Below are 12,541 nucleotides of genomic sequence, written 5' to 3'. Positions count from 1 at the left end.
GACTCACAGTAGCCATTCTCCCATGGGCTGCCGGGTGTGATGTAGAGCGTCTTCACGCCGATCTTCGCCAGCCACTGTTGGACGGCATTGGCGATAAACTCCGGGCCATTGTCCGACCGTATGTGCGCCGGTGGCCCGCGGGTGACGAACAACTCTGCCAGCGCCGCCAGCACATCTTCGCTACGCAGCCGCCGCGCCACCGGCAAGGCCAGGCACTCCCTGCTGGCCTCGTCGATGATCGACAGGATGCGGAACTTGCGACCATCGTGCGTACGGCCCTCGACAAAGTCGTAGGACCACACGTGCCCCGGATATTCTGGGCGCAGTCGGATACATGAGCCGTCGTTTAGCCAGAGCCTCCCTCGCTTCGGTTGCTTCTGAGGCACTTTCAGTCCCTCACGGCGCCAGATGCGCTCCACCCGCTTGAAGCTCACATGCCAGCCTGCCTCGCGCAGTAGGGCGGTCACCCGACGGTAGCCATACCGGCCATACTGCCGGGCAAAAGCAATGATGTCTTCGGTCAGCGCGGCTTCGTCATCTGCCCCACGCGGCGTTTTGCGCTGTGTCGATCGATGTTGCCCCAGCACACGGCAGACACGCCGCTCGGACACAGGCATTATGCCCCTAATATGATCGATACAGCGCCGACGCCTGGCGGGGCTCAGAAGTTTCCCCGTGCAGCTTCCTGCAGGATCAGCTTGTCGAGCGTCAGGTCCGACACCGCTCGGCGCAACCGGGCATTCTCCTTCTCCAACTCTTTCATCCGCCGAACCTGATCCATCTTCAGGCCGCCGTATTCTTTACGCCAGCGATAATAACTCTGTTCGGTAACACCGATCCGTCGGCAAGCATCTGCAACCGTTCCGCCCTGTGCGAGCACGATCTCCGCTTCACGCAGCTTGCCGATAATGTCTTCCGGCTTGTGCTTCCTTGCCATTCCATTCCTCCTTCGTGGCCATTCCTAAAATAGAAATTGGACCACTCAGAAGGGGGCAGATCACGCTTGGCGCAGCGGCCGTGGCTTCGGGTCATGTTGGTGGCGGTCCATGTCTCGTCGATGAACACGAGGCGCTCCGGCTCCAGATCGATTTCGCCGTTGAACCAGCGCCGGCGCTGGCTCAGGACGTCGGGGCGGTCTTGCTCGATCGCGTGGCCGGTCTTTTTTTCCTCGTAATTCCGCGACGATCGAAGAACCGCCACAGCGTACCAATGCCGACCAGGACTCCCTGGGCGGCAAGTCCGGAACGGAGCTCGGCAAGGGTAATGCCGCCATTGTCGTCGAGCATCGTCATTATCAGCCCAGCGTGAGCATCGGTCTTGGAGGAACGCTGGTCACCACCCGGCTTGCCAGCAACTGCCCGACCATGCGCAAGCCCCATCTGACGCCAGCGGACCGCCGTAGCCACGCCGATACCGAAACGCGCTGCGACGGCTCGGCAACTCATGCCGCCCTCCACCGCAGCAACCACTCGATCCCGCAAATCCTGAGATAACGCTCTGGCCATCAATGCTGGCCTCCTGCCCAGCAGGCAGGATGAATCAGATTTTCAGCCGAACAGGAATCCCCGTCGATTCAGCAGCTGTGGAAAACGCTCTAGCGCCGCCAATGCGTCGGGCCCTTTGCGGAAATCCACCGGTCGCGTTGGCACCATCACGCGCGCGCCAGGGCCGGGTCCGATCATCGGGTGGCCTTGAGTGCTTCTATCACCGCGGTAATCACGCTGGCATTGGCACCGCGCGCAATCTTTACCGCTACGCAGTCAATCTCCAGTTCCACCGCAGCCGTTGAAGCACGCCGCCTGTGCCGGGCTCGACGCGCAGATGCCGGATCCGGCAGTGGGCTCAACTCGACCACTGCGGGCACGAACGCCGTGGTAGCCGGTTCTGCCGGCAAAGGTGCCGGTCCTTGACCGCCAGTTACTTGTGCAAATCCTTCCGCCAAGCATAGACCTACGAAGGGTCAAGACCATGGCGACGGGCAACGGCGCCGACACCTCTGTTGCCCGCATAGCACTCCGCCACAATCGATGCCTTGACCTCCGGTGGCCAATCGCGCCGTTTGCCCGCACCGGTGAATATCTCGAACCGCTGCGCGCCCTTGCTCACAGGATCATCACACGGGATTATCATAGGAGTAGCGCCTCAGCCCAAATCAGGCCCGCAAGCTCAACGTTGGACATTACCCGCGCAAGGTGGGGGCCGAACAGCGGTTACGGATCGAAGATGGCAACGGCCAATTGTTGGCGAGTGGCCGGGGTGTCTATGTCGGCTAGGTTCTAAAGCTGGCGTTTGCATGGCGCAAACGGCATGATTAAACTGGCTGGCTAGATAGCAAAAGGAAAGACGAGATGCGCCATGATAAAGGAGCACATGAGCCCAAACCGGCAGCAACGATCATGTTGCTGCGCGATGATCCCGAATTCCAGGTGCTGATGGTTAGACGCCACCAGCAAGTCGATTTTGCCTCCGGTGCGCTCGTTTTTCCCGGCGGAAAGTTACATCGAGGCGATTCGAACCCGGCCTGGGTGGAGCATTGCGCTGGATGGGATCAGTTTGACGTTGTTCAGCGTTCCCTTCGCATAGCTGCAATCCGTGAGGTCTTCGAAGAGGCCGGCATTCTGCTGGCGCGCTATCCTGGCAGCGACCTGTTCGAGGCCGCTTCTGATCCAGATGTGCGTGCCTCCGTCGAACGTGGCGAAATTGCCTTCATCGACGTGGTGCGTGAATTGGGTGTGCTTTTGCGGCTTGATGCGCTCAGCATTTTTGCCCGTTGGATCACGCCGCTGATCATGCCAAAGCGGTTCGACACCTTTTTCTATGTGGTCCACGCCCCCGCCAACCAGGTCGCTGCCTGCGATGGGCACGAGACCGTCGATGCCGAATGGATCTCACCAAGCGATGTCTTGCGCCTGGCCAAATGCGGCGAGCGCACGGTTATCTTCCCGACTCGGATGAACGTGCAACTGCTGGCCGAAGCCAATGATGCGGCGGATTGTATCAAGCGCGCGGAGGAGCGAACCTTGGTTACCGTTATCCCCGCGCTGGAAGAACGCGATGGCAAACGTCTCCTCGTGATTCCCGATAATGCCGGTTATGGTTCCGTAGTCGAAGTTGTCGGATAGCTATTACTAATCAGGGTTGAAAAACTAATAACGCCAAGTCAAGGCAGCCTCCGGGACACAATGAAGCATCCCGGAAGCTGATGATGACTAATCAGAACTTGCCGCGCACCGTGACACCGTAGGTACGTGGCTCGGCGAGGAATGACGAGAAGATTTGCCGTCCGCCCGGAAACTGGGGATAGCCGTAACTGGCTGAACTTCCGCCTGCCTGATAAGGCGTGTTGAAGGTTACCTGAGTGTAGTCCTGGTTGAAGAGATTCTGGACCCAGAACTCCACTCCCCAACGCTCATCCTGACCACGCAAACCAATGCGTCCATTGACGACCACGAAGCTATCTTGACTCTTTTGCGGATAGAGGTCCGACCCTGTATTATAATCCGAGCTGAGCCGGGCATCGACGTAAAACAGCGCATGCAATCCCGAACTGCCGATTTCGGGTGTCCAGGAGGCCGAACTGGTGACCACCCACGGTGCGGAATTCGAGATCTGCTTGCCAGGCAGCACGCGCAATGCCGGGTCAAGCGGAGCACCTTGGCTGTTTCCGACCAGGTTGTCGCGGTATTTTGTGCTGGCGTAAGTGACACCAAGGTTAAAGGTCAGATTGCGCACAGGGCGCAAGGAACCCTCGATCTCCACACCCTGGCTGAGGACACCGTAGCCAACATCGCCGGAAGCACAGGAGCCGGTAGCTGGATCAGCGTCCCTGTCCGCACCGCCCAGGCTAGCCTTGCAACCGTTGACCGTTTGAACGATGTAAACCGCGCCGGCGAAAGTGTTCAACTGGAAGTTGCTGAACTCCTGCCGAAATCCTGTCACGGACAGGCTGAATTCCCGCGAGCTGTACTTCAGACCCACCTCATAGGCTTTGACATATTCCGGATCGAACATGAGGTTGTGGACATAGGCCTGCGCGCCGCCACCTGCCGCAAATGGCATGATTGGCGACTTAAGGGCAGATCGATCGAGATTGAATCCACCCGCCTTGTATCCCTTTGAATAGTTGGCATAGATCATTACCTCTGGGCGGACCTGATAGGAGAGGCCCGCCGTATAGGTGAATTCACTTTCACTGCGCTTGCCGTTGATCGAGACCCTGTTCACCTCGGATGTCGAGTTCCCCTGGCAGCCCAGGCTGAGGAGCGATCCGGCTAGCGTGCGAACCGTGGCGTTGGCGCTGGAAAGATCATCGATCAAGGTTCCCTGCAATGCCGGACAAATCGTGTTGTTGTTGCCAAAGGTGGCGTCGAGGCTCTTGTCTTCCCACGTGTAACGCGCGCCAAGCGTCAACTTCAATTCATCGGCAAGTGTGATGATGTTGTGCGTGAACATCGCATAATTCTTGGAATGCTGGTGGTACGAATCCATCGTCGTACCGACGTTGCGGATCGAATCGAGGCGATCAAAGCCATTGATAATGTCAGCGCCAAAACTTCCCACGACAGTCCGGCCGGTTGCACTGAGGCAACCGGTGCTTGCAGGATCGTAGAAGCCCGCGAGGCCTCCGCCCGAAACGATCCGGCAGGCGGCGAAGCGTCCGTATTGGCTGCCAAAGCGCAGCGCATCGTCGACATTCAGCTTTTCGTCCGCGAAATAGCCCCCAACCAGCCAATCCAGCTTATCGTCGAAGGCTGAACCCTGAAGGCGCAATTCCTGGGTGAAGGTCTTGAACTGCCGGAAAGAGCCAGGAGCCCTGTAGAGCAGATCAACCGTGGAATAATCGCTATCACCTTCCTGTTCGCTCTTGAACTCGCGATAGCCCGTGATGGAGGTGAGCTTTGCCGCGCCGAAATCGTGATTGATCTCAAGCGAAACGCCACCATCGTTGATGGTCCCGCCCATCGGATGGGCGGTGGATGTCCAGATCTTTCGGCTGAACGGATCGCTGAATGCCTGGGACTGTTGGCCGAGATCGAGCAGAACCTTGACGATGTTGTTCTGAGCCGGATCGTTGAGGCCCCCGATCAGCGGATTGAAGGCCGCATCGATATATGCTGCTCCGCAACATGCTTCTTCGCGGTGCGTGTAATCGCCGATCAACCTGACGCTGGTTGCATCCGTCGGTTCGAACAGAAATTGCCCGCGCACGAAATAGCGATCACGGTTGTTAACTGTCGTTCCTGTGTTCACATCGTCATAAAAGCCGTCGCGCTTGGCGTATACGCCCTCAATCTTTGCCGCGAGTGTATCGGTCAAAGGGCCGGTTATCGAACCAGCCAGGCGCCAATAATCATAATTGCCATAGCTGGCCTCGGCGTTCGCTCCGAAGGTGAAGGATGGCTTCTTGCTGATCACATGAATCAAGCCAGCCGACGCATTCCGGCCAAACAGTGTGCCCTGCGGTCCGCGCAGCACTTCGATCCGCTCGACCTCGCCAAGTTCCGACAAGGCAACGCCGGACCGAGACCGGTAGACGCCATCAATGAATACCGCGACCGAACTTTCAAGGCCCGGATTGTCCCCGACTGTCCCCACGCCGCGAACGCGCGCCGAGCCGTTAGCTTCGGTTCCTGTCGAAGAGACCATCAAGGAAGGTGCGAGCTGGCCAAGTTGCCGAATATCGCTTGCGCCGGAATTCTGCAACGATTGAGCATTAACGGCGGTAACCGCCAGCGGAACCTTGGAGAGGGTTTCCGAACGGCGGGTTGCGGTGACCACGATTTCTCCACCCGGCGCTTGCTGCTCGACCTGCTCGCTCACATTTGCCTCACCCCCGGCGGTTTGCTGGGCCAGAGCAGGACTCGCTATCGCTAATAGGCTGCATGATCCCGACAACGCCATCAAATGAAAACCATTAGATCTCAACATATAATCCTCCTCACTTTTTTAGAATCTTGAACTCACGTTGATTTCTAGCTGCCGATCAACCGGGCGGCCAAAGCCAGCATCCTAGCACCGATCGGATCGCGGCAAGAAATGCCAAGGGCTGATCCAGCATCAAATGGTGTCGTGAATTGGGTATCGCGATGATCGGGATGTCGGTTCCGCCAAGCTCGTGCACGAAATTCCGCGAGTCTCGCGTGAACAACAGGCTTTCCTCGCCATGCACGATCGCCTTTCGCCCCGGTGCCGAAACCAGTTTAGGGCCGATCGCTAGCCAATCGGCACGCGAATTGTCGCGATTGAACACCGCAGGCGAGAACTTCCAGCTCCAGCCGCCTTCGACCCGGCGCAAGGAATGATAGGCCATATAGTCCATCAGGAACGGTTCCCCCACTTGCTGCGGCGGCGAGAGCTTGTAGCGGCTGCGGGCAGTCGCAAAGTCCGGGTAGATGCGCTGCGGCTTGTCGGGATTGCCTGAACCCGGGCTGGTGTGGCCGCCTGCCCAGAATGCTTCGAGCATGGCGGGGCGCAGGGTCATCATGTCGCAAGTGGCTGCACCGGCAAAGCCGCCAGGCAATTGTTCAAGCGCCTCCAGCGCGACACTGGCACCGAAGCTGTGCGCGACGATCGCCGGTTTCCGGTCAGCATCGAACAAGCCCAGCGCCCGCGCCACTCCGATCATTTCCCGGCCGCGCGCGGCCATGTCGCAATTTTCGCGCACCGCGCTGTCGCCCATTGCGGACAGGTCGTAGGCTACGACGTCGTAATCGTTCGCAAGGAATGGCGCGATGAAGGCAAAGCAGCGGGCGTGGGCGAGGAAGCCGTGAGTCATCAGCACGGGTGGCTTACCGCGCTGCCCCCACCGGAAATAGTGGATCCCCGTGCCATCAACCTCAACGAAGCCTTCCTCGCGCGGAACGGCAAGGGCATCGACAAACCAGCGGGGCAGTTCTTCAGGGTTCGGTGCCCATTCCGGATCGATATCGCCAAGACCGTTCGTTATGTCACTCGACAAGGTATTTTCCGATCAGAATGTTCAAGAAACGAGACCGAAGCCGCGATAGCCATTTGCGGCAACGTCGGCACAGATCTGGGCGTAGGTTGATACGCTCGGGAAGTTGATCAGCTGGCGCTTCTTGCCTGGAATGTTATCGCCCATGTACCAGGACTTGGCTTTGGGAAAGAGCGTCATCGCACCGATCTGTTCGACCATGTCGGTCCATTCGCGCTCCGCTGCCGGATCGGGCTCGAACCGTGTTATCCCCTCGCTCCTCAGGTGAGCCAGGAAATCAGTCGTCCAGTCGCCCTGCAGCTCGGCCGCGGTCGGACCATTGGAAAAGCCGGATGGACTCAGCGGGCCGTAGTGGAACAGCATATTGGGGAACCCGGAAACGGAATTGCCCAGATAGGCGCGGACCCCGTCCTTCCACGCGTCACCCAGGTTAAAGCCTTCGGTGCCGAGCAGATTCATGTCGATCAGCCCGCCGCTGCCGGCATCGAACCCCGTGGCGAATACGATGATGTCGCATTCGATCAGGCCGCTTGCGGTCTCGATACCGCTGGGGACCACACGTTCGATCGGATCGCGCTTGAGATCGACCAGCGACACATTGTCCTGTGCGAATATCTCGTAATAGTTCTGTTCGAGCGAGGGTCGTTTCGTGCCGAAGGGATGCGGAGGTTCCATCGGCGCCAATGCCTCGTGAAGCAAGGGATCGGCAATCCGCGCGCGGACCTTCTCGCGCCAGAAATCGTAGGCGAAGCGGTTGGCGCGTTCGTCGGTCAGCAGATCGGCGAAATTGTTGTACCAGAACCGCAGGCCGCCGGCTCGCCATAGACGTTCGAAAGTTGCGATACGTTCGACTGCATCGACGTCGAGCGCGCTGATTTCCATTCGATCGGCATCGAAGCCGCCGTTCGAGGTCTGCCGTCTGGCAAAGATCGTGGGATAGGCAGCCTTTTCCTGCGCTTGCTGCTCAAGGCTCAGCGGCTGCTGCTGCATCGGCAGAGCCAGGATCGGGGTGCGCTGGAACAGGGTCAGCTGCGCGGCGTCGCGCGCGGCTTCCTGCGCAACTTGCACGCCGCTCGCCCCGGTGCCGATGATCGCCACCCGCTTCCCGGCCAACGGAAGGCCGTCCTGAGGCCAATGCGCGGTATGGTGCCGTTCACCCGCAAACGTTTCCAGGCCGGCAATGTCCGGAGTATAGCATTTGGCGGCAAAACCGGCACAAGGCAGCAGGAAGCGGGCGCTGATCTGCTGGCCTTGCGCCGTATCGACACGCCAGACATCGCTTTCGGCATCGAAGCGGGCACCAGACACCCGCGTCCCCATGTCCATGTCGGGCCAGAGCTCCAGCTTTTCGCACACGTAGCGGAAATATCGTCGCAGCTCTCCGCCGCCGGGAAACCGTTCGCTCCAGGTCCAGTCCCGCCACAACTCGGGCAGCGAGAATTCGTAGATCGGGACGTGCGAATCGACCCGGGCACCGGGATAACAGTTCCAGTACCAGATCCCGCCGGGTTCGGCGGCGGCGTCGATCAACCTTGTGCGAAACCCGGCCTGACGCAGCCGGTGGAGCAGATAGATTCCGCTGAATCCCGCCCCGATGATCAGTGCGTCGCAGTCTGGATCGGGTGCGCTCATTGGGCGGCGCTCAGCTTGGCGGCAAGGTCTGCCGCGCCCTTGTAGTCGGCCTTGCCGTTGGGCGCACGCAACGCCATCGCGGTAGCGAACACGGCCTTGGGGGTCTTGTAGCCCGCCAGTTTGCTGCGGACATGCTCCTTGACGGCCGGTTCATCGAGCGTCTCGCCCGCGGTAAGGTGAACCACTGCGGTCACCGCCTGGCCCCACTTCTCATCGGCGACCCCCACGACCAGCGCATCCTCGATAGCCGGATGAGTCTTGAGTACTTCCTCGACCTCTTCGGGATAGACCTTTTCGCCAGCGGTGTTGATGCATACGCTGCCCCGGCCGAGCAGGGTCAGGCTGCCATCGGCCTCGACCGTGCACCAGTCCCCGGGGATCGAGTAGCGGACTCCGTTGATGGTCTTGAAAGTCCGTGCCGATTTTTCGGGATCCTTGTAATAGGCCAGTGGGATCGGCCCCTTGAGGGCGATAAAACCCGGTGTGCCGGTGCCTGGGCGGACCAGTTGGTCGTTCTCGTCGAACACGTCACAGAAACCGCCGATGGTGAACTTCGCCGTCTCGGTGGTCCCGGCGGCAGTCGTAATCGAGCGCCCGAAACCAAGCCCTTCCGAAGCGCCGAAGCTGTCCATCAGGGCCACTTGCGGAATATGCCCAATCAAGCCCTGCTTGACCTCCTTGCTCCACATCACCCCCGACGAGACGATGGTGATCAGGCTTGAGGTATCGAAACCGCCAGGGTTATCATCGAGGGCTTTGAGCATCGGTTTGGCGAAGGCATCGCCGACGATCGCGATCGACTGCACCTTGTTGCGTTCGACCGCTTCCCACAACTCGACCGCGTCGAGCGAGGGATTGTCCAGCGTGACAAGGCAACCACCCGAGGCGAGCGTCCCGATCGCCGTGATGAAGCCCGTCCCGTGCATCATCGGGCAGGCTGGCAGAGTCATCCGACCCGGGCCTTCGGCGCGGATCATGGCGACGGCTTCGTCGAGGCTGTCCGGCACAGGCGCGAGCATGCGCTGCGCATCGAGCTGGGCTTCGCGCATATCGGTGTGGCGCCAGACCACACCCTTGGGCATGCCGGTCGTCCCGCCGGTGTAGATGAACAGTTCATCGTGCGGCGACCGCTCGATCCCCAGCGGCGAACCGTCGCCCGATGCCGCGAGATCTTCATAGGCAAGCGCAAGCGGGGCCTTTGCCGCCGCATCGCCGATTTCGACGAAAAGCTTGGCCTTGGTCAGCCGGTCCTTCAGTTCGACTATGCAATCGCGGAATTCGGCGCTGTAGAAAATGGCCTCGCTGTCGGAATCGTCGAAGATGTAGAACACCTCCTCGGGGCGGTAGCGATAGTTGATGTTCACATGGGTGAACCGGCCTTTGAAGCAAGCCGCCATCAGTTCGCCGTATTCAGGGCGGTTGCGCATGTAGAACGCGACCTTGGTTCCGGGCAAAATGCCGTTCGCCGTAAGGAAGCGCGCGATATTGTTCGACCGCGCGCCCATTTCCGCCCAGGTGACGACACGCGTGCCGTGGATCAGGGCCGGTGTATCTGCGGGAAGGGCAGGCTCGATCGCGTCCAGTATGTCGCCAAGATTCCACTTTGCCATTGGAACTGTCCTCTCGCTTAGTCAGACCCCTCTTGCGGTCCAGCCTTGCAGTATCGCCGCCTCTTCCCGGACCGTTTCGGGTCCGCCCAGTACCTGCCGGTCGAAACCGATCCGCTTGAACCAGTAATGCAGCCCTAACAGGTCGGTGAAGCCCATGCCGCCGTGCACCTCGGTTGCGGTCCGGGCGACAAACCGGCCTACTTCGCCGGTGTGCGACTTGGCATGGCAAGCGACCAGTTCCGCTTCGGCTGGGACCGCGTCAAACGCATGGGCCGCATACCACACCAGCGACCGGCACGGCTCGTTCTTCGCGGCCATTTCAGCGCACATGTGCTTGACCGCCTGGAAGCTGCCGATCACCCGCCCGAACTGCTCGCGCTGCCCGGCATAGGCAACCGCCTGGGCGATCATCGCATCCGCCGCACCTAGGCTGTCCGCCGCGAGCAGGATGCGGCCTGCGGCAATCAGTCGCCGCGCCGCCGCACCGCCGTCGTCGGCCAGGGCTTCCGCCGGGGTCGACGCAAGCCGCAGTTCGCCGACCGAGCGCGTCGCGTCGATCGTCTTGAGGGCAATCAGCTCCAACCCGTCTGCCTGCGCCGATACGATGTGCAGCCGACCGGCTTCGTCGGCGATCATGAAGTGATCGGCCTCCTCGCAATCGAGCACGAACAGCGCCGTGCCAGTCAGCGCGCCACCGGTGCAACGCACGCCCGAACCATCGCGGCGGGAGACCTGCTCATTCACCCCGACGCCGAAACGCACCTCGCCAGCTGCAATGCGCGGCAACCATTGGGCCTGCTGCGCCTCGGATCCGGCCGCGATCAGCGCGAGCGGCGCCATCACGTTGCGAGCGGCGAACGGCACCGGCGCCACCGCTTCCCCCAGCGCCGTAGCAACGACCGTTGCATCGAGCAGTCCCATGCCAAGGCCGCCATGGGCCTCCGGCACCACCAGCCCGGGTAGCCCCAATTCGGCCAGCGCGGCCTGGCTTTGCGCGCTAACCGCGCTGCCGGCTTCGGCCACTTGCCTGACATGATCGAGCGGAGAGAGTTCGCGCAGCAGCCGCGTAACGCTTTCTGCCAGCATCTGCTGTTCCTGCGAAAGTCCGAAATCCATCACTGCCCTCCTTGCGCGGACGGGCCTTTGGGCAGGTCCAGGCGCGGCTCGCGCGGCATGTTGAGGCCGCGCTCCGAAATGATGTTCTTCTGGATCTGGGCGGTTCCGCCGCCGATGATCAGGCCAAGCTGGAACATGTAGTTCCATTGCCAGCTGCCGTTTGCGCGCTCGTGGGCGCTGCCGTTGTAGAGGATTCCCAATTCGCCCAGCGCGTCGATCGCCAAAGCGGAAATCTGGTGGGCCAGCTCGCAGGCCTGGAGCTTGACGATCAGCTTGGCCATGCCGCCCGGCTCGCCCTTGATCTGGTTCGATAGGATCCGCATCCCGTTGTACTTCATCGCCGCGACTTCGGCCTGGAGCGCCACCAGCCGGTCGCGAAGGGCCGGAAGGTCGATCACCCGTGCACCGCCGACCTGTTCCACCTTCATCAGTTCGATCAGCGCGAGCAGCCGGTTTTCGAGTGCGTCGGGATCGCCCAGCATCCCGCGTTCGTGCCCGAGCGTGGCGTTGGCGACGAACCAGCCTTGCCCGCGCTGGCCGACGATCTGATCGACCGGCACGCGCACATCGGTGAAGAAGGTTTCGTTGAATTCGGCATGGCCGGTCATGGTCCTGAGCGGGCGGACTTCGATCCCCGGCGTGGTCATCGGGAAGATCAGATAGCTGATCCCCTGGTGCTTGGCTGCGTCCCCTTCGGTCCGCACCAGGCAGAAGATCATGTCCGCTTCCTTGGCGGTGCTGGTCCAGATCTTCTGGCCGTTGACGACGAAGTCGCCGCCTTCAACCCGGGCGCTGGTCTTGAGACTGGCGAGGTCCGATCCCGATCCGGGTTCGGAATAGCCCTGGCACCACACCACATCGCCGGCCAAAGTCGGTTCGATCCAGCGCCTCTTCTGCTCTTCGGTGCCAAGTTCGAGCAAGGTCGGCACCAGCATCGAAATGCCCTGGTTGGCGAGTCCGCCGGGCACACCGGCGCGCGCAAACTCCTCGGCGATGATCCGGGACTTGAGAATGTCGGGCTCGGCCCCGAACCCGCCGTATTCGCGCGGAATGGTGCGCGCGGTGTAGCCATGCTCGATCAGCAGCTTCTGCCAGGCCACGCCTTCATTCGACGGGCGGGCCGCACGACCGGCATTCTTTGGTGCGAGATGGCGATTGACGGCGATGAAGTCGCGCACCTCTTCGCGGAACGTCTCATACTCGGGGCCATAACTCAGGTCCATTGCAC

9 protein-coding genes and 1 pseudogene are annotated in these 12,541 nt (G+C 60.9%); 1 reads left to right on the top strand and 9 read right to left on the bottom strand.

Features of this window, described 5'->3' with window-relative positions; genetic code table 11:
- The 3 genes and pseudogenes from ACQKOE_RS05895 to ACQKOE_RS05885 form a co-directional block, all read right to left on the bottom strand.
- Positions 1–937: pseudogene (locus tag ACQKOE_RS05895) on the bottom strand (IS3 family transposase); the annotation flags it as partial.
- Positions 938–1,118: 181 nt separating this feature from the next.
- Entirely contained in the window at positions 1,119–1,445 is a 327-nt protein-coding gene (locus tag ACQKOE_RS05890; protein ID WP_427511931.1) for a helix-turn-helix domain-containing protein, read from the bottom strand.
- A gap of 505 nt (positions 1,446–1,950) precedes the next feature.
- The gene (locus ACQKOE_RS05885; protein WP_292970561.1) at positions 1,951–2,130 is read right to left on the bottom strand and encodes a transposase; all 180 of its coding nucleotides are present in this window, start codon (positions 2,128–2,130) and stop codon (positions 1,951–1,953) included.
- 218 nt (positions 2,131–2,348) lie between these two features.
- On the opposite strand from ACQKOE_RS05885, the gene ACQKOE_RS05880 reads away from it, so the two are divergent.
- Positions 2,349–3,122, top strand: coding sequence for an NUDIX hydrolase (locus ACQKOE_RS05880; protein ID WP_169495434.1), 774 nt, complete (start codon positions 2,349–2,351; stop codon positions 3,120–3,122).
- A gap of 91 nt (positions 3,123–3,213) precedes the next feature.
- Here ACQKOE_RS05880 and ACQKOE_RS05875 read toward each other — a convergent pair whose 3' ends face one another.
- From ACQKOE_RS05875 to ACQKOE_RS05850, 6 genes are read right to left on the bottom strand one after another with little or no spacing between them, the layout of a single operon-like run.
- Positions 3,214–5,928, bottom strand: a complete 2,715-nt coding sequence (locus tag ACQKOE_RS05875) for a TonB-dependent receptor (RefSeq protein ID WP_292970564.1) — start codon at positions 5,926–5,928, stop codon at positions 3,214–3,216.
- Positions 5,929–5,983: 55 nt separating this feature from the next.
- A complete protein-coding gene (locus ACQKOE_RS05870; RefSeq protein ID WP_169495432.1) occupies positions 5,984–6,958 on the bottom strand; it encodes an alpha/beta fold hydrolase in 975 nt (324 codons plus the stop codon).
- A gap of 21 nt (positions 6,959–6,979) precedes the next feature.
- Positions 6,980–8,587: a flavin-containing monooxygenase gene (locus tag ACQKOE_RS05865; RefSeq protein WP_292970569.1), complete on the bottom strand. Its 1,608-nt coding sequence runs from the start codon at positions 8,585–8,587 to the stop codon at positions 6,980–6,982.
- On the bottom strand, positions 8,584–10,197 hold the full coding sequence (locus tag ACQKOE_RS05860; RefSeq protein WP_169495430.1) for an acyl-CoA synthetase: 1,614 nt from the start codon (positions 10,195–10,197) through the stop codon (positions 8,584–8,586). The genes ACQKOE_RS05865 and ACQKOE_RS05860 overlap by 4 nt, the downstream gene beginning before the upstream one ends.
- A 21-nt stretch (positions 10,198–10,218) precedes the next feature.
- Positions 10,219–11,313 carry an acyl-CoA dehydrogenase family protein gene (locus tag ACQKOE_RS05855; protein ID WP_169495429.1) on the bottom strand — a complete coding sequence of 365 codons (1,095 nt, stop codon included), beginning with the start codon at positions 11,311–11,313 and terminating at the stop codon, positions 10,219–10,221.
- The gene (locus ACQKOE_RS05850; RefSeq protein ID WP_169495428.1) at positions 11,313–12,536 is read right to left on the bottom strand and encodes an acyl-CoA dehydrogenase family protein; all 1,224 of its coding nucleotides are present in this window, start codon (positions 12,534–12,536) and stop codon (positions 11,313–11,315) included. Before ACQKOE_RS05850 ends, ACQKOE_RS05855 begins: the two co-directional genes overlap by 1 nt.
- Positions 12,537–12,541 lie beyond the last annotated feature (5 nt).

The sequence above is a fragment of the Novosphingobium sp. NPDC080210 genome (genome assembly GCF_050281025.1).
Classification (GTDB): Bacteria; Pseudomonadota; Alphaproteobacteria; order Sphingomonadales; family Sphingomonadaceae; genus Novosphingobium.
The sequence above is the reverse complement of the archived record's forward strand: the minus strand, read 5'-3'. Positions and strand labels throughout refer to the sequence as shown.

Coding starts and splice junctions, on each gene's coding strand:
- ACQKOE_RS05855 (WP_169495429.1), bottom strand. CDS start 11,313: ATGGATTTCGGACTTTCGCAGGAACAGCAGATGCTGGCAGAAAGCGTT.
- ACQKOE_RS05860 (WP_169495430.1), bottom strand. CDS start 10,197: ATGGCAAAGTGGAATCTTGGCGACATACTGGACGCGATCGAGCCTGCC.
- ACQKOE_RS05875 (WP_292970564.1), bottom strand. CDS start 5,928: ATGTTGAGATCTAATGGTTTTCATTTGATGGCGTTGTCGGGATCATGC.
- ACQKOE_RS05890 (WP_427511931.1), bottom strand. CDS start 1,445: ATGAGTTGCCGAGCCGTCGCAGCGCGTTTCGGTATCGGCGTGGCTACG.
- ACQKOE_RS05885 (WP_292970561.1), bottom strand. CDS start 2,130: ATGATAATCCCGTGTGATGATCCTGTGAGCAAGGGCGCGCAGCGGTTC.
- ACQKOE_RS05865 (WP_292970569.1), bottom strand. CDS start 8,587: ATGAGCGCACCCGATCCAGACTGCGACGCACTGATCATCGGGGCGGGA.
- ACQKOE_RS05880 (WP_169495434.1), top strand. CDS start 2,349: ATGCGCCATGATAAAGGAGCACATGAGCCCAAACCGGCAGCAACGATC.
- ACQKOE_RS05850 (WP_169495428.1), bottom strand. CDS start 12,536: ATGGACCTGAGTTATGGCCCCGAGTATGAGACGTTCCGCGAAGAGGTG.